We start from the raw sequence: 23896 nt of genomic DNA, 5'->3' as shown, positions 1-23896 counted from the left end.
TGTAAAAGATATAGGTTAATTACCAGCCCGGATTTTGCACCAAATTGGTGTTAATCATCATTTCACTTTCAGCAATAGGCCATAACATATCTCTTTGAGTGAACTTCGGTGAATAGTAAATTTTTATTTTATTGAAATCTTCTACAGTTTCTCCTTCTACATTCCAGCCACGAATCTTTTTATTGAATTGTTCGAAAATATCAAATTTACTTTTCTTTGTACCGTTAGCCCAGCGACGCAGATCATAGAAGTAATGACCTTCAAATGCAAGTTCAAGGATACGTTCTTGTTGAATAATATCACGCATACCGTCTTTAGTCAGGTATTTGTCCGGGGTTATAGAATGATTTGCCCATGCATCTTCAACGGTTGGAAGGAAGGCGCGCTCACGTACTAGATTGATGTATTTATATACCTCTTCATTTGGAGCACTCAATGACTCATTCAATGCTTCTGCATAGAGCAGATAAAGGTCTGCCAGACGGATAATAGGGAAAGCATAGTTTGTCCCCTTAAACTCTGTCTTTGAATCTTCCGTAACATAAGTAGTATAAGGCGTCAACTTACGTATGAAGTATCCGGTTGTAGAATAGTATTGGTTACCGTTACGTCCGGCAGGATAGTTTGTCGGATCGCCGGCAAGCACCTTCACTGTTTGAGATTTAGATTCATCTGTTCTACCGGCTCCGAACCATACTGAACCGTCAAATGCAACATCACCGTAGAAACGTGGCTCACGGTAAGTATTCAGACGGGCTGTCGGGTAATTCTGTTCAATGTATAACTTTTGCACAGCGTCACCACGAGTTACTTCATAACGTGATTTATACCAACCGTTTGCATTCCAGTCTTTATCTTCTTCAATGGGTACACCATTAGAGGAATAGAAATTCTCAATAAATTCCAATGTTGGATTCCAGTGTGAATTCAGACGTGCCGTACGGCAATAAGCATTGAGTGCAGGCATCATGTTGAACTGATAATCTTTTGTACTCAGGTTGATTCTGTTTGACCAGATGTATTCTCCCTGATTGTTGGCATGATCTGTGATAAGTTGGCTGAAAGTTAAGATTTTGCGTGTATCTTCTGAAATTTTCAGCGTACCCAGATTTGTATAATGGTAAAGTTCGTGATTTCCCATTTCGCAATATTTGATTGCTTCTTTACATGCTTGGGCTGCACGAGTCCATTTTGCAGGGTCGTAAGTAGTAGGCCACAATGCTTTGCCATCTTTATCTTTGAATCCGGCATAGTTATTACTATTACCATTAAAGAACGGACTGGCCATGTGTACCAGGATTTTTGCTTTTAATGCGGCAGCAATAGGGCGGGTGATACGACCATATTCAGTCATTGCCATTTCTATTTTATCCGGCAGATGAATTCCCGAATCTTCTTCTTCGTCAAGATTGCTTCCGATACATTCGTCAAGTAGACTGATAATATATTCGATACAGTCGTCCAGCGGTTCTCTCGGCAGACGTACTTCTTCCGGTTGACTGGTGATAGGAAGATTGTCACGTACTACAACGATAGGACCATACTTCTGTACCAGCATCCAATGGTAATATGCTTTCAGGAATTTCACTTCGAGTACCCAACGAACTTTATCGTATTCTTCAAGATCGCGTACCTGATCTACGTTTTCAAGGAAGATGTTACAATGGCGTATAGCCTGATAGAAGTTGTTCCATGATCCCATACTGACAGAAGTGACACTATTTCCGTTTAATAATAGTTTCATACCATTGGTCTGAACATTATTATAAGCGGTTATTTCGTTACCATACATATAGACGTCATTTGTAGCAAACTGGCTTGGTATGTATGAGTAACATGTGGCCAGATATTTTTCTGCACTCACCTGATCACGGAATGCATATTCAATGGTTCCCAATTTGTCGGGCATGACATCAAGAAAATTACAACTTGTAGTCAGCGCCATTGAGAGGGCCAATATAGATAAATATTTCTTTTTCATTTTGATCTGTTTATTGTATGATTAGAATGAGAAGTTAACACCAATATTATTTACGCGTTGGAGTGGATATTTAAATCCTTTATCCATACTTGTCATTTCAGGATCCCATGTATCAAATTTACTGAAACACAATAAATTAGTTCCGCTATAGTAAATACGGATGGTGTTCATATGGAGCTTCTTTAATATCTTTTTCGGGAGTGTATATCCAATTTCCACTGATTTCAGGCGAAGGAATGAACCGTCACGCATAAACCAAGTACTGGTTTGAGAGTTATTTGAAGATACAGTAGAAGACAAACGGGGCCAGAAAGCGTATACATCCTGATTACGTTCACTCCAGTAACTGTCGGCAATGGCTTGCATTACCTGAGTTCCGCTACCTGAGCCGGTGAATGGATGCATTACATTATAGTCCATCCAGAATGATTCACGGGCAGAACCCTGGAAGAAACAAGAGATATCAAGTCCTTTCCAACCATACGTCAAACCGAAACCGTAAACAATTTCCGGGCTTTCGTCAGGATATCCAAGGGGTACTTTATCAAGAGCGGTAATTTGTCCGTCACCATTGATATCTACGTATTTGATATCACCACCACGGCATTCTCCGAATTGAGTCGGGCTGTTGTAGACCTCATTATCATCAATAAAGAGACGTTCGGCTACATATCCCCATGTTTGTTTCAGTTTTTGATCGATACGTGATAACCATGGTGTTTTGCTGTAATCTGGTTCTTCGTATACTTTGTATTTACCACCTGCCCAAGTCAGGTTGGCACGTGCCTGCATGTAAGAACCATTTTTGAACGCATGATTATAGTCTAAAGAGATATCGATACCTTGGCTGATTGCTTCACCCAAATTGGATTTAATACTAGCCTGTAATCCCATAGAACCCGGAAGAGAAGCACGAGACATCAGGATATTATAACGGTAGTCACGATAAACATCCACCTGTAATTCGAGGTCATTGAAAAGACCGATTTCCACACCTAAATTGGTTTTACGTGAAGTTTCCCAGGTGATATCATCGTTGGCATAACGATTGATACTAACACCATTTACAGAGTGCAGACCGGTATAGTCATTTCCCCATGTATATCCATAACTACCATTGTTCAGATTAACTTCCGAGCGATAATAGAAACGGTCTTCTTTCGCACCGATCTGGTCATTTCCTACTAAACCGAAGGTTGCTTTCAGTTTCAGTTTGCTAAGTACTTTTTTCAGTGATTCCGGATAGAACGGCTCATTACTGATAATGTATCCTAAACCGGCTGAAGGGAAGAATCCATAACGCTCTTTCTCAGAAAAACGTTCAGAACCGTTGTAACCGAAGTTACCTTCGAAGAAGTAACGGTCGTCAAAAGCATAAGTTACACGTCCTGAGAGACCCATATTACGGTAAGGAAGGGATAACTGTATGGTACTGGTTTTCTTAGAGTTCTTTTCATCACGCAAATAATATACCAACAAACCACTAATAGCATGCTTCTTATTGAAGGTGTGATTATAAGTCAGTGTTCCCTGGAAATAAGTGGAGTTGATAACTTCCTTATTTTCATTTCCAACAGCCAGATAGTCTGTACCGGCAGAGGGATTAAGACAAGTCAGGAAGTAAGTATTCTGAGCCGGGTTGTAACCTCCTGCAGTGAAGTAGTAAGGTTTATATGTACGGTCAATACTGTAATTGGTTTTTCGGTTGGTATTAAACATACCTCTCAGTTTCAGTCCTTTCAATATGAAACCTAAATCCTGCTCCAATTCCATTTGAGCAAAAATTGTAGAATTCTGTCTGTCCTGATAACCTTTCATCAATTCAGCATAGGGATTGATAAAAGTATTTTCACTACCACCATAGAGAATGTATGGAGTCGTTTCGTTGGCTTTGTCCGGTTGGTAATAAGCCGGATATTCTACCGGACTCGATTGAGAAATCATTTTGTACAGGTCACTTCCTGAATGTACCGGACCGGTATAATCGTCCATTGTAGCTTGCAAGCGTACTCTTACCAATGTTGATTTACTAACATTGATATCTACGTTACTACGAAGCAAATATTTGAATAGACTGATGTTATTGTCGAATCCGTTTGCTTTGGCATTTTTAAAGATACCGGCGTCGTGTGACAGTGATCCGGCTACATAGTATCTGGCTACTTTACCACCACCGCTTAGATTCAGATTACCACGCAAGTTGGTTGTGTGGTTCTTCAGCAACATATCATACCAGTCAACCGCAGGGAACACATTGGGGTTCAGACCGGCAATTGTATTGTCTATCTTCTGTTGGCTATAACGGGCGGGAGACGACGGGTCACGTGTAGTGATAGCCTCGTTATACATATTCATATAAGTAATAGGATCCGTCCATTTCACCTCTTTTGTCGGAGCAGAAATAGACGTTTCAAAACGGGCTGAAATCTTACTTGGACCTTCAGAACCTTGCTTTGTAGTTACCAGAATAACACCATTAGCACCACGTGCACCATAGAGAGCAGTTGCCGTAGCATCTTTCATGATAGAGAAACTGGCAATGTCATCTACTTGCAGACGTGCTAAGTCTTCTGATTCCATTTCTACATCATCTACCAGGATAAGCGGTGACTTTGCGTATCCGAAGGTTGTTACACCACGTACAAAGAAGTCTGCATTGTCTGCACCCGGTTCACCACTACGCTGATAGGAGATAAGACCTGCTACACGTCCGGCAAGTGCTGTAGTAAGGTTACTTGTAGGTGCTTTCAGCTCTGCCGGTTTGATCGTTGATACAGATGCAAGCACGCTTTCTTTTTTCTGCTTGGCAAAAGCAACAACGGTAACTTCATCCAGCTCGTCTACTTTTTGTTTTAGTATGATTCTAAGGTTATTTTTATCACCTACTGTGATTGTTTGGGATTCCATACCCAAATACGTAATTTCGAGTTTGGCTCCTTTGGGTACATCAATCGAGAATGTACCATCCATATCTGTCGTTACCCCTCTTGGTGTACCTACTACCTGGATAGCAGCTCCCGGAACAGTTTCTCCGGTTTCGTCAATAATGGTACCTTTCAATGTGATGTTTCGGGATTGTGTGACGCCCGGAACAGATGGAGAGGTGGCAAAAGCGGTAACTCCATAATTTGGAAAGGAACCTAACATGCCCAACAATAGTAGCATTGCGCTACACCTTTTGGTTAGAAAAGGAAAATTGTTTTTCATCTTCTTTAATTAGATTTTAATTAATAAAAAGTATAATTTCACAAATGTTATCGATGTGTGCGTTAACACTTGGTGCTGCAAAGGTATTAAATCGTGAAAAGATGTTTTTATGTATTGTTTCAAATACTACTTTATTTGTCTCTGAATCGTTTTTGGGACGCTATTGATAGTAAAATGAGATAAAATTTCAAATGGATTGTGTTTTGGTTGGCAAATCAGAGGGGGCTGGGTAGGTGAATACAGAAAGCAGATCAAGATGAATATATTTACGATTAGACGATTTACGATGTACGATTGGGATTACTCTGTTTCTAACAACACTGAAACAGGTTTTTAAAAGAGTAACTTCAATCGTACATCGTAAATCGTCTAATCGTAAATAGTTGATCTGTGTTTTATTATATTATAGTTATTGCTTTTTAAGAAATAAGTATCGCGTAGTCCTCTTTCTCGTCCTGAAAATATAGCTGTTAGCCTCGTCTCATATCCTGTTATATAAATATTTTCTATGATAGTTGATACGCTATTATAAGTCTATGAGATTATAGTGATAATGGTGATAGCTATTAACGGCTAACTTTGTGGGTGAATAAAAAATAATCGACCATGAGAAAGCATACGCATATTGGAATAAAGTCTTTTTTTGTACTATTGGCTTCTGCTGTTTTGGTGGGGTTTACTTTCCGTCAGGCGGTTCAATCTGAAGGTGATCCTTTGTTTATAACTGGGTTAACTCCGTATAAAGCAGGCGTCATTACATCGCAAAAAGGGACGAAACGATTAGTCCTTTATTCGTCTGACTGGAAGGAGAGTTTGCAAAAGTGGGATTTGGATGCTGTACCCAGTGGGGTAGCTGTAGCTGGGGATAAAATCTATGCCACAGTTACTGGAGATAAGAATGGAGTGTATATTCTTTCCGCCTCGGGAGATTCAAAAGAATATATACCAACCGGTTCGGGAGCTTGTTTCCCTCTGGCAGATGAGAAATCGAATAGACTGTACGTTTGTAATCAGTTCTCAACAACAGTTTCTGAAATTGATTTAGGGAGTAATAAAGTGACGCGTGAAGTAAAAGTACTTCGTGAGCCTAAATCATCTATACTTGATCCGAATGGAAAGTATTTGTTCGTTACCAATTATCTTCCCCAACAACGGGCTGATATAGATACAGTGGCAGCATGTGTTTCGGTTATTGATTTGAAAAGTTTTCATAAGGTACGCGATATCCAGTTGGCTAACGGGAGTAATGCTCTACGTGGTATGACGCTTTCTCCCGATAGCCGTTATTTATTGATAACGCATAATCTGGGACGCTTTCAGGTACCTACTTCACAGTTACAACAAGGTTGGATGAATACCAGTGCTATCAGCATTGTTAATCTGGAAAGTCTGAAATTTGAGGGTGCGGTATTGCTGGATGAACCCGAACGTGGTGCAGCTGGTATATGGGATGTGAAATGTGCGGATAATAAAATAGTTATCAGCCACTCCGGTACACATGATATCAGTGTGATTGATTATCCCGGTTTTATTCAGAAGTTTAATGCTTATCCGCAAAAAGATGCATTGACATATGATCTTCGTTTTTTGTATGGTCTTCGGGATCGGGTAGCATTGGCAGGGAACGGTCCGCGCAGTTTGATACTGAAAGATGGAAAGGCGATTGTCCCCACTTATTTTTCGGATACATTGAATATTGTTGATTTGAATACGCATCAGGTAGATGCTGTGCCTTTGGTACAGAACCGGGTAGAGAGTCGTATACAACGTGGTGAGAAGTACTTTAATGATGCGGAGCACTGTTTCCAGAACTGGCAGTCGTGCAACGGATGCCATCCGGGAGATGCCCGTACAGATGGTATGAACTGGGATTTGATGAATGATGGCATCGGTAATCCGAAGAACTGTAAAAGTTTACTTTTCTCACACGTTACACCTCCCAATATGATTTCGGGTATCCGTGTTTCTGCCAATGTAGCTGTGCGTGCCGGATATAAATTGATTCAGTTTACTGATCTTCCGGAAGATTTTGCAGATTGTGTAGATGAATATCTGATGGATCTTAAACCTGTTCCCAGTCCATATCTGGTGAATGGCGAGCTTTCGGAGAAAGCACAGCGCGGCCGTAAGGTATATGAAAAACTAAAGTGTGACGAATGTCATTCGGGACCCTATTATACCGATATGAAAATGCATCGTATTGGAGAAGATGTTGAATTTGAAAATGGATGGGATACACCGACCCTTCGGGAAGTATGGCGTACGGCTCCTTACTTATTTGATGGAAGGGCTGCTACGATGAAAGATGTTTTTACGGTTCATAAGCATGGTATTGATAAAAAAGTATCTGATAAGGAAATAGATGAACTCGTAGAATATGTGAATTCTCTCTAAACATGAAAAATATGATATTGGAAACAAATATAGAAATCGTTCATAGGCTTTATCAAACGGGAAAAGGGTCTTTTAAGGAGATGCTTTTTCAGTTGATGGCTTTGTATGAGGCAGTCTATACACCGGTACGCATTGTAGTATTCGGTGCACCCCAAAATAATGAAGAATACTGTGAACGTTTCAGTCAGATTCGTAATGTTATTGCTGAGCGATTTGGAAATACGGCTCCTACAGTGAGTTATGTTGCCCAACCTCCATGTCCGCAAGGTCTCGTGATGGAAGTACATGAAGTGGTGTTGACGGATGCTGACTGTATCTGTTATAAAACATTGGATAATGTGCCTTATATTACAATTGAGCGTAAAGGATGCAAGCGTCTGTTTATGAGTGGGATTATTGGCGATGTGCTTCATGCTACTATCCGCAGTCAGGCGGATGAGGTGTTCAGAACAATTTCTCATATAATGGTTGCCGAACAGATGCCTGTTTCTTCTATTGTACGCCAATGGAATTACATTGAGAAAATAACAGATTGTGATGTCACGGGACATCAGCATTATCAGGACTTTAACGATGCCCGTTCTTTGTTTTATCAGTCCGTACAGTGGGCAGACGGTTATCCGGCGGCTACTGGTATCGGTACTCAGTGGGGAGGGGTAATGATTGATATTGATGCTCTGCTCTGCCAGGATGAAACGGTTTGTGTGAAACCGGTAGATAATCCGTTACAGGTCTCTGCCCATGCCTATTCACAGAATGTATTGCAGGGTGAAAAGGATGAGAAGCTTGATAAAAAGACTACTCCTAAGTTTGAACGTGCCAAGGCTATATGGAAGGAAGATCATGGATTTGTCTATATCTCCGGTACTGCTGCTATCCGAGGTGAACAAAGTCTGGAAGGAGTGGGGATTGAAGAACAAACACTTGCGACGCTGGAGAATATTAAATATCTTGTTTCGGCCGAAAATCTTAGGGAATCGGGCATTCCGGTGACGGAAGATGCATCCTATATCTGCTTTCGTGTTTACGTCAAAAGATGGGAGGATATGGCAAAGGCTTGTGAGGTTATCACCCGTCAGTATCCTGATCTTCCAGCTATATATACTCTTACGGATGTTTGTCGCTCTGAACTTCTGATTGAGATTGAGGGAATGGGGGTTATTTGAGAATGGAGAATGGAGAGGGGAGAAGGAGGTTGCACTATGAGGTTATAGGGTTATAAAGTTGTAAGGTTATGGAATTATTAGGATATGGGCTGCGCTATCATGTTGCACAGTTAACTTTCAATTTTCAATTTTCAACTTTCAATTAATTAAATAATTATATTAAAACGATGAAAACAACAAAAGTATTAATTGCGGCATTTATTGCCTGCTGTGGGGTAGGGATGACCTCTTGCTCTACAGAATCTAAAAAGACAGAATCAGTTATGACACAAGAAAAGACAACGTATCAGAAGAAGTTTACAAATGCTGACTTCTACAAAGATGGAAAGTTTGATCAGGAAGCTGCTAAGAAAGCATTTCTGGATATGTTTGAGTTTTATGACGTACCTTTCACTGCATTGATGGAAAAGGACATCTGGTTTACCGATTTCGGACTGGGTGACTTTGAGAATACAGGTATGGGGGGGATCTTCTGGATTAACGATGCCGAACATGGCTATTTTGCTCATAGTATTTACTTGTTGCCTGGGCAGATGATTCCGGAACATGCTCATGTAAAAACTTCATTTCCTGCCAAACATGAATCATGGATGGTAAACCATGGGTGGGTATATAATTTCTCTGAGGTAGGAGACGAAACTCCTAATCCGCCTGCTATTCCTGCCGGTCACGGTCCGGTTAAGAGTAAAAACTTTGTAGTACAGCAGGTAGGTGACGTTCTTCGTTTGAAAGAACCTGAGACTTTCCATTTTATGATGGCTGGTCCCGAAGGAGCTATTGTTGAAGAGTGGGCCTGCTACCATGATAACGATGGTTTGCGTTTCACAAATAAAAAAGCAGCTTTATAACTAATACCTAAGATACCATGAGAAAAATAAATCATATTGGAATACCTACTCAGACACCGCAACCGGGTGAATCTTATGCAGAAGGTTTGAAAGTGTGGCTGACTAACTTTAATGAAAGCCCTAATAAAATAGAATTTCTTCGTTTTGAAGAAGGAAGCTGGATGCCGGAACTGATTCAGAAAACGGCTCATATAGCCTATGAAGTAGATAATCTGGAAGAAGAATTAAAAGGTGCCAAAGTACTTGTTGAACCGATGCCGGGAGGTGAAAATCTTACCATTGCTTTTATTGAGGAAGAAGGTATTGCACTCGAACTTATGTATTTTGAAAAGTAACTCTTAAATTAAAAAATATGGATAAGTTTATAAATAACCCTGATAATCTCACAGAAGAGTTGTTGGAAGGCTATGTGATGGCTTACAGTGATCAGGTAGCTATTGGAGGTGAGAATATTATTGTGCGTGCCAATGCTAAACCGGAAGATAAGGTTGCTATTATCACGCTTGGAGGTTCGGGTCATGAACCTGCATTGAGTGGTTTTGTAGGTGAAGGTATGCTCGACTGCTCTGTGGTTGGAGATATTTTTGCAGCTCCGGGCGCACAACGCGTTTTTCAGGCTTTGCAAATGTTCAAACGCGAAGCGGGGATCTTGTTGGTAGTACTCAATCATTCCGGTGATATTATGAGTGCAAACATGGCTTGTCAGTTGGCTGAACGGGTGGGTATCAAAGTGAAGAGTATCATTACCCATGATGATATCAGTGCCGGGCTGGATGCTCCCGATGAAGATCGTCGCGGATTGGCAGGTTGTGTGCCTTTGATTAAAGTGGTTGGTGCCGCTGCCGAAGAAGGTAAATCTCTGGACGAGATACTTGAAATAGGTGAACGTATGAATGCGAAGATAGCCACGCTTGCTGTAGCAATGAAAGCATGTACGCATCCACAAAATGGTATGAGCATTTCCGATCTTCCGGACGGTATTATGGAGATTGGTATGGGACAACATGGCGAAGGTGGTGGTGGACGTAAACCATTGGTTTCTGCCGATGATACTGCCGAGGAAATGGTAGGTCTGCTAATGAAAAAATTACAGCCTAAACCTGGAGATAAGGCGTTGCTTATCATTAACGGCGTGGGGGCAACTACTCATATGGAGATGAGTATTGTTTACCGTAAGGCTCATTTTATATTAGAAAATAACGGTGTTGAAGTGGTGTCCGGACGTATTGGTGAATTACTGACAGTACAGGAACAGGCCGGTTTTCAAATGATTCTGGCATTGCTGGACAATGATCATGTAGATTATTTGAAGAACCATATGTCTAATGCACCTTACTGGACTACTTTAGGAAAATAAGAATGGATAAATTAACTGTAAATGACTTTAAGAAAATGATTCAGAACGCTCTGAAAAATATAACAGAGCGTTCTGATGAGTTCTCTAAACTGGATGCTGTATTGGGGGACGGTGATCACGGTACAGCTATCGTACAAGCTATGTCGGCCATTGTACAATCGGCTGATAAAGGTACGGAATTCAAGAAAATGCTTGGAGACATGGGGTTTGACGTAATGTTGCAGATCAGTGGTTCTACCAGTACGCTGCTTGGAGGATTCTTCCTCGGAATGAGTGATGTGGTGGAGGATGGGGTAACCGAACTGGATGCTGAAGGCGTGAAAAATATGTTTGCCGGCGGACTTGCCGGTGTGAAAAAGCAGACTAAAGCCCAACGCGGAGATAAGACGATGATGGACGCTTTGATACCTGCTGTAGAAGCTATACAAGCCACAAATTCGTCTGATATAAAAATGTTGATGGCAGCGGGAGCAGAAGCTGCATTGAAGGGAGCAGCGGAAACTGTAGATATGAAAGCTAACTTTGGGCGTGCCCGTAATTATGGCGAACGTTCCATTGGATATGCCGATTCCGGAGCAAGCTCCTGGTCATGCATGTTTGATGCTTTTGCAAAAGCACTACTTTAAAGATATATAAAAACAGAATAAGAGAAAATGGCAGATTTAGATGATTTAAGAGATGGCTGCAACTTTGGGTTGGACCAGGCTGTGGCAAATCAGACTTTCCACGTAAAAGGCGCAGGAAATCTTCCCTGGGGAATGAAAGACCGGTTATCACGTATATTTAATCCTGCGACAGGACGTACAGTGATGTTGGCTTGTGACCATGGTTTTATAATGGGGCCTACTTCCGGACTGGAACGTATCGACCTGAACATTGTACCACTTATTGAGTATGCAGATTGTCTGATGTGTACCCGTGGTGTTTTGCAGTCTGTTATTCCACCCACCACAAACAAATCAATTTGCTTGCGTTCGGATGCCGGTACCTCCATTTTGACAGAATTGAATGACAATGTATTGATTGATATCGAAGATGCAGTACGCATGAACGTTTCGGCTATGGCAGTGATGCTGGCTATCGGTGATAAAGAACATGAAGCTAAAACGGTGGCTAATCTCTACAAGGCAGTAGATAAAGGTACACGTTATGGCATTCCTGTAATGGGAGTTACGGCCGTTGGTAAAGAAATGGCTCGTGATGCACGTTATTTTGGTTTAGCTTCACGTATTGCAGCCGAGAATGGCGCTAACATTGTAAAAACTTACTATTGCGACGGCTTTGAGAAAGTGGCAGCTGCCTGCCCGGTTCCCGTAGTGATTGCCGGTGGTAAGAAACTTCCGGAGAGGGAAGCGCTTGAGCTTTGTTATATGGCTATCAATGACGGTGCTTCCGGGGTAGATATGGGACGTAACGTATTCCAGTCAGAAGCTCCCGCCGCAATGATTCAGGCAGTTTATGCAGTAGTACACCAGAACTATAGTGTAGATCAGGCTTTTGAACTGTTTAACGAATTAAAAGCTAAATAGTGATGATACGCCTGCGTTTATTAGCTCTGTTATTTCTTAGTTGTTCGTTGCATTTGTCTGCACAGGAAAAACTGGTACTTGCCGGTTCGGGAAATCCTGCGGTAATGATAGTAGATAAGCAATCGGGGGCTGTAGAATGGAAACATGCATTAGAAAAAGGAGAGGAGTGTAATACTGTAGCTGTTACCCGACAGGGCAATATTCTCTATTCTTACAAAAAAGGAGCAAAGCTGATAGGGACAGATCACCGTGTGATCTGGGATTATAAAGCCCCGGAAGGAACGGAACTTCAATCAGCAACTCTCTTGAAGGATGGCGGATTTCTTCTTGGCATCTGTGGCAATCCGGCACGGCTCATTGAACTGGATAAGAACGGAAAGGAGCGTAACCGTGTGGAGATTGACCTGCAAATAGAAAAACCACATGGTCAGTTCCGACAGGTTTTCCAGTTGCGCAACAAGAATTATCTGCTTCCTGTCATGGGAAAACAGAAAATGATGGAAATAAACCGGAAAGGTGCAGTAGTGGCAGAGTTTCCGACAGGAGGCCGGGCTTTTTCTTCACTCGAATTGAGAGACGGGAATATATTGCTTCCTTGTGGAGACGGGCACTTTTTTCAGGTTATTGACCGTAAAACAGGGAAGGAACTCAAACGGGTAACGTCTGAAGATGTACAAGGTGCTTCGCTGCTTTTTGTGGGACAGATATTGGATGCGGGCAAAGGAAATTTGCTGATCTGTAACTGGTATGGACACACAAAAGATGCTACAGTAGATGAACCTCAACTCATTGAAGTGGATGCAAACGGAAAAGTATTATGGAGCTTGAATGATAAAGAAAATATCGGTAAAGTTTCGGCAGCTTGTCTGGTGAGTAATCCCAAATTTAAGATAAATGTAGTAGAGTAATCCTCAAACTAATACATAACTGATATGAATAAGAAAATAGTAATAATGTCCGTTTGCATGGCATTGTCCCTTTCTGTTTTTGCACAGAAGAAAAGGGCAAAGGTAGCCGAACCTGCTACCTGGGCAGAAAGTATTGCCCGGGCAAAGAGTCAGGCTGATGCACAGATGCAAAAAACGCTTCGTCCGGTCGCTTCTAAAGTGGTGAAGTCGAAAGCGGCAGCAGAGCCTTTTTCTGCTGACATCAGCGGACTGGACGAAATGGTACTTTATACCTGGAGTACGGTGGACGGTACTTCCGATGATCAGCCAGTGTGGGCAAATGCCCGGCTGGTTGCTGCCGACGGTTCATCCGTGTGGTTAAATGATTTGAAGAATACCTTTAAAAAAGGTACCAGTGGCGGTTTGCGTTACAATGTAAATGCTAAGAATGCTGCTGTAACGATGAAAGGAAAAACCTATAATCGTACTATTATGACGGGGGGAAATGCACAGATTATTGTTCCGTTAGACAAAAAGTATGTGCGTTTTGAAGCAGAAATAGGATTGGAGAATCGTTCTTCAAATGGTTCGGTTATTTTCCGTGTACAAGGTATTACGGGTAGCGAAGCTGCCGGTAAAATTGTGAAAGACTATCCTGCGGAAGCTGCCCTGTTCTTGCCGTTTGCCGGGGGAGATATGAAGGCATTAGTGACTACATATGATGCAAGTATTGAGAAACACGTTGCAGAATCTGTTATCAGGCTTTTGAAGGAACCAAGACATTTTAATGCCCTGTTGCAACAGATATCTCAGAAAACTGTATTAGACGAACAGGTGATTGGCTATCTGAATCTGGCTCAGGATGCAATGAATGTTTATCAATTGCAGGAGGCTCTGGCATGGATCAATATCCGCGCTATTGAGGAAGCTGTAAATGATATGAATCAGTATAAAGGTTTTGATCAGACAACTAACCAAACCCGGTTGGCAGAATTGAAAATGCTTACCGGAAGAGGTTTCAATGATATTTATACTAATCAGCCCGCTGCATTGGAGACTGCCAATAAAGCGCTGAAACTGAAACGGGATATCTTGCTGGCTAATCCTGAACTGGATGTTGACAAACTGATTGTAGGTCGTTATAAGATAGGTACTACTGCCCGTCAGGCCACACCTCGTGCATTGGGAACACAAAATAACAACTGGTCTAATCAGACTTCTGCTTCCCGTGGGGGCTTTGATGCTGAGATTACTGAGTTGTCAAATCTTCGTGGCGATATTAAGTCGAGAACGATTTTTAAACCAACTAACGGTTCGTCTCTTCCTGACCTTAAATTGCATTGGGACGCTGACCGTATTTTGTTCTCTATGGTGGATACCGACAAACGCTGGCAAGTGTTTGAGGTAGGTGTAGATGGTAAAGGGCTGAAAAAGATGATTCCCGATCTGGAACCTGATCTTGAGTTTTTTGACGCTACTTATCTGCCTTCCGGCAAGATGATTGCAGTCTCCAATATAGGTTACAATGGTGTACCTTGTGTAAATGGTAACGATGAAGTCGGTAATATGTGTCTGTATGATCCGAAAGACAATTCTTTGCGTCGCCTCACTTTTGACCAGGATGCTAACTGGGCACCGACAGTGATGAATAATGGCCGTGTCATGTATACCCGTTGGGAATATACTGACTTAACGCATTATTTTTCACGTTTTGTGATGCATATGAATCCGGATGGTACTGAGCAAAAGTCACTTTACGGTAGTGGCTCTTACTTCCCGAACAGTACTTTCGATGCAAAACCGCTTCCGGGTAATACCTCTAAGTTTGTAGGCGTTATCTCCGGTCACCATGGTGTAACCCGTTCCGGTCGTCTGATGATCTTTGATCCGGCTAAGAGCCGCAAATCGGAGAAAGGCATGTTACAGGAACTTCCTTTCAGAGATCGCAAGATTGAACCGATTGTAAAAGATCGTCTGGTAGACGGTGTATGGCCTCAGTTTATTAAGCCTTATCCGTTGAATGATAAATACTTCCTGGTAGCAGCCAAGTTGAATGAGAATGCATTATGGGGTATTTATCTGATAGACGTATTTGATAATTTGACTCTGATTGCCGAATATGAAGGTGAAGGATTAATTTGTCCGATACCTGTGAAGAAGACTCCGACTCCTCCTATAATTCCGGAAAAGATTAAGCCGGGTGATAAGGAAGCCACAGTATTTATTCAGGATATTTACGAAGGTGAAGGTTTAAAAGGTGTACCCCGTGGTACAGTGAAGGCATTCCGTGTACTTTCTTATGAGTATGCTTACAACAAAACTCCGTCTGATCATTGGGCACAGGGGGTACAGAGCGGTTGGGATATCAAACGTTTACTGGGTACGGTTCCGGTAGAAGAAGATGGTTCTGCTATGTTTAAAATACCTGCCAATACGCCTATTTCACTTCAGCCGTTGGATAGTGAAGGACGTGCTATTCAGTGGATGCGTAGCTGGTTGACCGGTATGCCGGGTGAAACGGTTTCATGTATCGGTTGCCATGAGGATCAGAATCAGATTCCTATTCCTAAACGTGTGATAGCCTCACAGATTGCTCCTCATACCATAACGAAGCCTGAAGGTGGACAGCGTTCCTTTACTTTTGATCTGGAAGTACAGCCGGTACTTGACCGTGCCTGCGTAGCTTGCCACAATAGCGATAGTAAACTGGCCGACTTCACCGGAGGACGTATTGATAAGTTTACCGGATTTGGTGAAAGTTATCTGAATCTTCATCCGTTTGTGTACCGTCAGGGACCGGAAGCCGAAATAGAAGTACTGAATCCGTATGAATATCATGCTTCTGTAAGTCCGCTTATAAAGCTACTGAAGAAAGGACATCATGGTGTGGAACTGACAGATAAAGAATGGCAGACCTTGTACAACTGGATTGACTTCAATGCGCCTTATCATGGCAAGTTCAAAGCCAATGTATTTAAAGGGGTAGAGCAGATCAGCCGTCGTACGGAACTGACAGAGAAATATGCAGGTTCGGGTGTAGACTGGAAAGCCGAAATCCGTTCGTATGCCGACTATCTGAGCAAACAGGAAAAACCTGCTGCTGTGAAGCCTGAACGTAAGGAATATAAAGACAAAGAGGTGAAACTGAAAGGCTGGCCCTTTGATGCTGCTACTGCCAAGGCGATGTTGAGCAAAGAAACAGAAACGCAGAAGAGCATTGAACTTGCTCCTGGTATCCGGATGAACTTTGTACGAGTTCCGGCTGGTTCCTTCGTAATGGGTAGTAACCGCGGACATTCCGACTATTCTCCTGTAAGCAAACAGGTCGTGAAGAAAGCTTTCTGGATGGGTGAAATAGAGGTAAGCAATGAACAATTCCGTACCATCTTCCCTGAGCATAACAGCCGTTTTATTGGTCAACTTTGGAAAGACCACGTACACGAAGGTTATCCGGCTAATAATCCGGAACAACCGGCTATCCGTGTAAGCTGGCAAGAAGCTATGGACTTCTGTAAGAAGTTGAGTGAGAAGACCGGATTGAATGTAACCCTGCCTACAGAGGTACAGTGGGAGTGGGCTTGCCGGGCTGGTAGTGATGATGACTTCTGGTATGGTTCCCTGAATACGGACTTTGCCAAGTTTGAGAATCTGGCCGATGTACAATTGAATAAAGCGGCCGTGCGTGGTGTGAATCCACAACCGATGAATCCGAAGGATGGTTGGTATAAGTATTACACATACCAGCCGAAAGAGAACGGAGTGGATGATGGTAATATGCTGATGGTAAAAGGGGGGAGTTATCAGGCCAATCCATGGGGATTGTATGATATGCAGGGTAATGTAGCCGAATGGACCCGTTCAGACTATATGCCTTATCCGTATAATGAGAAAGCACAAGACGGTACCGGTACAGAAAAGGTAGCCCGCGGTGGATCATGGACGGAACATCCCAAAACTTGTACATCTTATTACCGGAAAGCTTATCTGCCCTGGCAGAAGGTTTATAATGTTGGCTTCCGTGTGATTATAGAAGACTAAGAGTTCATCACAAAGTAATGCAGAGTTTCACAGAGTTTATTATTATTGAGAATCATAAGTAGTACTCTGTGAAACTTTGTGTTATTGTGTGGTGAAATAAAATGAAGACCGAATGGATAAAATAGAACTTATTGCGGGTCCCTGTAGTGCTGAGACTCGCGAACAAATGATGAAGACTGCAACCCAACTACGGGCCGTAGGTATCCGGACATTGCGTGCAGGATTGTGGAAACCTCGTTCACATTACGGAACATTTGAAGGAGTGGGCGAGAAGGGACTGGCATGGATGGAAGAGATACAGCAAACTTTAGGTATGCGGGTGATGACTGAAGTGGCACTGCCCTCACATGTAGAAGCTGCCTTAAATGCCGGGTTGGATATGCTTTGGATTGGAGCTCGTACTACAGTGAATCCTTTTATGATGCATGAACTTGCCGAGGCATTACGTGGAACAGATATTCCAATATGGGTAAAGAATCCTGTCTCTCCCGATCTGGAACTATGGATAGGAGCTATCGAACGCCTGCAACACGCGGGGGTAAAGCGCATTGGTGCCATACATAGAGGCTTTTGCCTGGTAGACAATGCGCCTTATCGCAATTCTCCGTTGTGGGATCAGATAAAAGAACTCCGTAATCGCGTTCCTGGTATACCTGTTTATTGTGATCCCAGTCATATTGCAGGAAAACGTGAGTTGTTGCTTCAGATTTGTCAGGAGGCACTATCTCTGAAAGTGGACGGATTGTTTATTGAATCCCACTGTTGCCCGCAGGAAGCTTTGTCTGATGCTGCACAACAATTGCCCCCCGCGGCTTTGTCGGATATGTTACATACGCTGAATATAGATTGATCAGGATTGAAAAATGGTATGTTTTCTTGTCTCAAACCTAAGATTGGGATAATAGTGCAAGTCTATGGAATAATAATATAAACCCGAGTCAGGCTAATAGCCTATTTTTGCATTGGACAAAATAAATTATAAAATAACCATGAAAATCAAAACAGGACTGCTATCACTAATGATAGTATGCGGCGCATGTAGCCGAACTACCCAACCAGCGGATGTGTTAAAAGATAACTTCGATTTTGCTTCCGGGCAATTGAATTTCGCCTTTTCGGAAATAGACCAGGTGAAGTCTGCATTTACAGAAGAGCAAAAAGAGAAGATGTTAGTCAGCCCTCGTAATATTGAACCGGATGGTTCACTGCATCTCGTCGCTTCACGGGATTGGTGCAGCGGATTCTTTCCGGGAGAATTGTGGTATATGTATGAATATACCGGCAATGAGTATTGGCGACAGAAAGCTGAAGAGTTTACCGCACCTATTGAGCGTGAAAAGACCAATGGCCGTACCCATGATATGGGCTTTAAAGTATTTTGTAGTTTTGGTAACGGATACCGTTTGACGCATAATTCTGATTATAAAGGAATACTTATCGAATCGGCAGAAACGCTGATTACCCGGTATAAACCCAATGTGGGTTGTATCCGTTCATGGGATCACAATAAAGATAAATGGCAGTGTCCTGTTATTATAGATAATATGATGAATCTGGAGTTACTGTTCTGGGCTTACAAACAAACCAACCGGGAAGAATTTTATGACATCGCTGTAAACCATGCACGTACAACAATGAAGAATCATTTCCGCGACGATTATAGTTCGTATCATGTAATTGATTATGATACAATCAGCGGAGAGGTTCTGAAAAAGAACACACATCAGGGATATGCGCATGAATCAGCATGGTCACGTGGACAGGCGTGGGGATTATATGGTTATACTATGTGTTACCGTGAAACGAATCTTCCGGAATTTCTGGAACAGGCCAAACATATTGCCAACTATATCTTTACCAGTAAAACACTTCCTGAAGACTTGATTCCTTATTGGGATTTCAACGCTCCTAATATTCCTGACGAACCGAGAGATGTGTCGGCAGCAGCTGTTATAGCTTGTGCGCTGTATGAGCTTTCTATGTACGACAAGGACAATGCTGTGCAGTATAAAGAATGGGCCGATACAATTGTCAGTAATTTGAGTAAGAACTATCGTGCAGCGTTGAATGGTGATCGTGGTTTCCTTTTACTTCACAGTACGGGTTCTGCTCCTCATAAGTCTGAGATAGATGTTCCTATCGTCTATGCAGACTATTATTTCCTTGAGGCTTTACTCAGAAAATCAAAACTGGAAAAAGAAGGAAACGCTGTATTGTAAAAGCGGTGTAAATATGAAAAATACAATTGTTGGTTTATTAGTTAGTTTGATGCTGCTGAGCGGGAATCTTGGTGCAAAGGTTCCTGTGACGCAGTCACAAAAACTTCGTTTAACGGATAACTGGGAATTTCTTCGACAGGATGTTGGTAATATATGGGAACTTGTCAGACCCATGAAAGTCGGACAACCGGAAGGATCACCCATTTGGACAAAAGTAACTCTTCCACATTGCTTTAATGCAGAAGATGCAGTAGATCCGGATGTGAATTACTATCAGGGACCGGGCTGGTATAAAACACAACTCACGATAGACAATCCCTATAAAAACGGTCGTATCCTGCTCGAATTTGAAGGAGCAGGACAAAAGACAGATGTTTATATCTATATGACTAAAGTGGCTGGTCACACAGGTGGTTATGATAGTTGGAATGTGGATATAACAGATGCCGTAAACACATTCCTTTCCAGTAAAGAGGCTGAGCGTTTTGGAGGACGTGTCCCTTTGAGTATTCGTTGCGACAATACGCGTGATGCCGAAATGATACCTTCAGATCTTTCCGATTTTAATCTTTATGGAGGTATTTACCGTTATCTCAATCTGGTTTATCTTCCGGAGGTTTCTATAGCTTCGTTAAAGATAGAGCCGGTATTAGATCAGAAACTGAAGCAGGCAACCCTGAAAATAAATTCTTTCTTTTATAATCCTTCGGATGTGAGAAAAGCCACTGTTGAATGGCGCGTGAAAGACTCTCAAGGGAACGTGGTACTATCCGGCAGGCAGGATGAAGTCACTCCTCTCGGCGAATTCTGCCTTGCCGACGTCCCGTTAAAAAAGCCTCAGGTATGGGATGTGGATAACCCGCTGCTTTATACGTGTGAGGTTACTGTGCGTGCCAATGGACAGGCAGTTACTGCTTCCGAACGTTTTGGTTTCCGTACGTTTGAATTTATAGAAAAAGGTCCGTTCCATTTGAATGGGCATCGGTTGTTATTACGTGGTACACACCGGCATGAAGATCATGCGGGGGTAGCTGCTGCCATGACCGAAGATCAGATGCGACAAGAGATGCAGATGATGAAAGAGATGGGTGTTAACTTCATTCGTCTGGGACATTATCAGCAGTCAGAAATAATCCTTAACCTTTGTGACAGCCTGGGTATCCTGGTATGGGAGGAGATTCCCTGGTGCCGTGGAGGGGTAGGTGGAGAAAAGTACCGTTCACAAGCCAAACACATGTTGACAGACATGATAGAACAACACCGCAATCATCCTGCCGTGATCATTTGGGGACTCGGAAACGAGAATGACTGGCCGAATGATTTTGAAACATTTAACCAAGGAGAGATCCGCTCGTTGATGAGTGAGCTTCACACCCTTTCGCATCAGCTGGATGATAGTCGTAAGACAGCTATTCGCCGTTGCGCCTTCTGTAGTGATATTGTTGATGTTTATTCGCCTTCTATCTGGGCAGGCTGGTATCGGGGTAATTATACCGATTATCAGGAAATGTCTCTTGCTGAGATGGAAAAGGTGAAACATTTCCTGCACGTAGAGTGGGGAGGTGACAGCCATGCCGGACGCCATGCCGAGGTGGTGGCAGCCATTCGTAAAGCAGGTGAAAGCGATGCTGATGCAGCACTGAATGGTTCGGCACAAGTGCTTAAGAAGGGGGATTGGAGCGAAACATATATCGTAAAGCTGATTGATTGGCACCTGAAAGAACAGGAGAATATGCCTTGGTTGACAGGAGCAGCTTATTGGCCTTTCAAAGATTTCTCTACTCCGATACGTCCCGAAAATCCGGTACCGTATATGAATCAGAAAGGGGTTGTAGAGCGTGACTTTACGAAGAAAGAAAGTTACTATGTATTCCAGTCTTATTGGACAGAGAAGCCCATGATACATATATATGGGCACAGCTGGCCGGTGCGTTGGGGAAATGCGGGTGAGGAGAAAGAGATACTGGTTTATTCAAACTGCCCTTCAGTAGAACTTTTCGTCAATGGAGTGAGCCGGGGAATAAAGAAACGTAATAGTCAGGACTTTCCTGCTGCCGGACTACGTTGGAATGTACCTTTGAATGTCGGAAAGAATACGGTTAAGGCTGTTTCTACCGGTAAGGAAAGCATCACAGACGAAATATCTTTTGAGTATCAAACGGAGAAGTGGGGGGCAGAGGCTACCATACAACTTACTGCGACACCTTGTGGAGATAATATGTTTGAGGTATCAGCACAGTTATTGGATACCAATGGAGTTCGCTGCCTGGACTCCCGTATGTTCGTTTATTTTGAAATAGCAGGCGATGGTGAGTTGATACAAAATCAAGGTACTGCTATGGGATCGCGCAAAGTGCAGGCATGTAATGGACATGCAGGTATCCGCGTTCGCCAACCCAAAGGAAAATCCGTTGTTGCGGTGAAAGCCGAAGGTATTCCTACAGTAACGTTGTTAATTGAAAATTGAAAGTTGAAAGTTGAAAGTTGCTGCGCTGTCATGCTGCATAGTAACTTTCAACTCTATAAGACTTTCAATTAAACGACAACGCGCTGCATAGCAATTTTTAATTTTCAATTTTCAATTCAATGAGTAAATTTCAGAACCTAATTTGTGGAGGGGCCTTTATTGTCTTCTTTGTTACAGGGGCATTGGCACAAACCAAACTCCCGCCTGCCTGGCAATCCAGCCTGGTAAAGATAACCGATGCGGGAGAACTTACATATTATCCTGATAAAGAAGGAAATACAATCCCGGATTTCAGCCGTGTAGGTTATCATCACGGAGATAAGAGCATTCCGGCTTATCCGGCTACGATAATCGTTTCGCCGATAGCGAACGGAGATAGCCATAACGTTATCCAAAAGGCAATTGATAAAGTTTCGCAAATGAAGCCCGATAAGGATGGACACCGGGGGACGGTTTTACTCAAACGAGGTATTTATAAGATCTCTGAGAGTATTCTTATTACCGCCAGTGGTGTTGTATTAGAGGGAGAGGGAGAAAATGTGAATGAAACCCGTCTTTTGGCTACAGGGAAAAAGCGGTATTCGTTAATAAAAGTATCCGGTACGGGAAGAGCGAAAGAAGTGCCGGGTACACGGGCAAAGATTACAGATACATTCGTTCCTGTTGGTACCCATTCTTTCCGGGTTTCTTCGGGTAAAGGTTTTCGTCCGGGAGATCGCATTATGCTTTATCGCCCCGGTACTTCACAGTGGATACACGACCTTAAAATGGATCAAATTGTAGAACGTAAAGGTACCCGTCAATGGACTCCCGAAGAGTATAATCTTGCTTTTGAACGTGAGATAACCAAAGTAGAAGGCGACCGTATTTATATTGATAATCCTGTTGTAATGCAGATGGATGCCAAATATGGTGGCGGTGAGATTTATAAGTATACATTTGACGGACGTATCAGTGAAGTAGGAGTCAGCAATCTTTGTCTTGAGTCTGAGTTTGAAAACTATGAGGATAATCAGCATGGTTGGATAGGTGTGGAGTTTGATAAAGTAGAAAACTGCTGGGCACGCAATATTACTTGTCGTTACCTGGGGTATGCAGCTGTTAGTTGTGAGGCGATGGCTAAGAACGTAACGGTTTCTAACAGCCGTTGTCTTGAAGCAAAATCACTTATTACAGGTGGTTTCCGTTATGGTTTCAATAATTGGGGACAACAGAATCTTTTCATGAATTGCCAGAGTTCCGAAGGGCGTCATGACTATGTGACCGGGGCGCGTGTGTGCGGGCCGAATGTATTTTATAATTGTTCCGCTTCCCAGACATTTGCAGATATAGGTCCGCATCACCGTTGGGCAGTGGGTACTCTTTATGACAATATAATCACCGACGGAGAAATTAATGTTCAGGATCGGGGACAGATGGGAAGCGGACATGGTTGGGCCGGTGTTACACAAGTCTTATGGAACTGCCGGGTGCGCCGTGCTGCTATACAAAATCCTTGGGTTTCCGGAAACAATTATAGTATCGGAACGAAGGGAGAGAAGGTGCCCGGACATTTCAAAGACCGTCCCGAAGGCATTTGGGAAGGACAGAATGAGATTAATATTTTCCCTCGCTCTTTGTATGTGGCCCAGCTTATGGCAAGACAAAAAGGAGCAGACTTGCAGATATTGACTAAGTAAAAACTCACCACAGAGTATACAGAGGTTACAGAGTTTTATTACTTTTGTAATCGAATATGCAACCCCCTGGTGTCTTTGTGTACTCTGTGGTGAATTTGAACAAATTGTTCTGTTAACATCTTAC

15 protein-coding genes are annotated in these 23896 nt (G+C 42.6%); 13 read left to right on the top strand and 2 right to left on the bottom strand.

Annotated features, from left to right (window positions below; all coding sequences use genetic code 11):
• Positions 1-19 precede the first annotated feature (19 nt).
• Both QX565_RS09010 and QX565_RS09005 read right to left on the bottom strand, forming a co-directional pair.
• A complete protein-coding gene (locus tag QX565_RS09010; RefSeq protein WP_289292584.1) occupies positions 20-1981 on the bottom strand; it encodes a RagB/SusD family nutrient uptake outer membrane protein in 1962 nt (653 codons plus the stop codon).
• A gap of 21 nt (positions 1982-2002) precedes the next feature.
• Complete coding sequence (locus tag QX565_RS09005) at positions 2003-5188, bottom strand: SusC/RagA family TonB-linked outer membrane protein (protein WP_221650519.1); 3186 nt, start codon at positions 5186-5188, stop codon at positions 2003-2005.
• Between the two features lie 606 nt (positions 5189-5794).
• On the opposite strand from QX565_RS09005, the gene QX565_RS09000 reads away from it, so the two are divergent.
• The 13 genes from QX565_RS09000 (at position 5795) to QX565_RS08940 (ending at position 23772) form a co-directional block, all read left to right on the top strand.
• Entirely contained in the window at positions 5795-7582 is a 1788-nt protein-coding gene (locus QX565_RS09000; protein ID WP_289292583.1) for a YncE family protein, read from the top strand.
• Positions 7583-7593: 11 nt separating this feature from the next.
• Positions 7594-8748, top strand: coding sequence for a chorismate transformation FkbO/Hyg5 family protein (locus QX565_RS08995; protein ID WP_289292582.1), 1155 nt, complete (start codon positions 7594-7596; stop codon positions 8746-8748).
• 167 nt (positions 8749-8915) lie between these two features.
• Positions 8916-9596: a cupin domain-containing protein gene (locus QX565_RS08990; protein WP_122201599.1), complete on the top strand. Its 681-nt coding sequence runs from the start codon at positions 8916-8918 to the stop codon at positions 9594-9596.
• A gap of 17 nt (positions 9597-9613) precedes the next feature.
• Positions 9614-9931 carry a VOC family protein gene (locus QX565_RS08985; RefSeq protein ID WP_025867299.1) on the top strand — a complete coding sequence of 106 codons (318 nt, stop codon included), beginning with the start codon at positions 9614-9616 and terminating at the stop codon, positions 9929-9931.
• Positions 9932-9948: 17 nt separating this feature from the next.
• A complete protein-coding gene (locus QX565_RS08980) occupies positions 9949-10953 on the top strand; it encodes a dihydroxyacetone kinase subunit DhaK (RefSeq protein WP_025867300.1) in 1005 nt (334 codons plus the stop codon).
• Between the two features lie 2 nt (positions 10954-10955).
• Positions 10956-11579: a DAK2 domain-containing protein gene (locus QX565_RS08975; RefSeq protein ID WP_289292581.1), complete on the top strand. Its 624-nt coding sequence runs from the start codon at positions 10956-10958 to the stop codon at positions 11577-11579.
• 27 nt (positions 11580-11606) lie between these two features.
• On the top strand, positions 11607-12482 hold the full coding sequence (gene lsrF / locus QX565_RS08970; RefSeq protein ID WP_025867302.1) for a 3-hydroxy-5-phosphonooxypentane-2,4-dione thiolase: 876 nt from the start codon (positions 11607-11609) through the stop codon (positions 12480-12482).
• A 2-nt stretch (positions 12483-12484) separates the two neighbouring features.
• The gene (locus QX565_RS08965; RefSeq protein ID WP_025867303.1) at positions 12485-13390 is read left to right on the top strand and encodes a beta-propeller domain-containing protein; all 906 of its coding nucleotides are present in this window, start codon (positions 12485-12487) and stop codon (positions 13388-13390) included.
• Positions 13391-13414: 24 nt separating this feature from the next.
• The gene (locus QX565_RS08960; protein ID WP_289292580.1) at positions 13415-17407 is read left to right on the top strand and encodes an SUMF1/EgtB/PvdO family nonheme iron enzyme; all 3993 of its coding nucleotides are present in this window, start codon (positions 13415-13417) and stop codon (positions 17405-17407) included.
• Between the two features lie 112 nt (positions 17408-17519).
• Positions 17520-18257: a phospho-2-dehydro-3-deoxyheptonate aldolase gene (locus QX565_RS08955; RefSeq protein WP_289292579.1), complete on the top strand. Its 738-nt coding sequence runs from the start codon at positions 17520-17522 to the stop codon at positions 18255-18257.
• A 139-nt stretch (positions 18258-18396) separates the two neighbouring features.
• On the top strand, positions 18397-19626 hold the full coding sequence (locus tag QX565_RS08950) for a glycoside hydrolase family 88 protein (protein WP_122201601.1): 1230 nt from the start codon (positions 18397-18399) through the stop codon (positions 19624-19626).
• Positions 19627-19639: 13 nt separating this feature from the next.
• Complete coding sequence (locus QX565_RS08945) at positions 19640-22093, top strand: glycoside hydrolase family 2 TIM barrel-domain containing protein (protein WP_289292578.1); 2454 nt, start codon at positions 19640-19642, stop codon at positions 22091-22093.
• Positions 22094-22212: 119 nt separating this feature from the next.
• A complete protein-coding gene (locus QX565_RS08940; protein WP_289292577.1) occupies positions 22213-23772 on the top strand; it encodes a hypothetical protein in 1560 nt (519 codons plus the stop codon).
• Positions 23773-23896 lie beyond the last annotated feature (124 nt).

Source organism: Bacteroides sp. 41_26 (assembly GCF_949740115.1).
Classification (GTDB): domain Bacteria; phylum Bacteroidota; class Bacteroidia; order Bacteroidales; family Bacteroidaceae; genus Bacteroides; species Bacteroides nordii.
The sequence above is the reverse complement of the archived record's forward strand: the minus strand, read 5'-3'. Positions and strand labels throughout refer to the sequence as shown.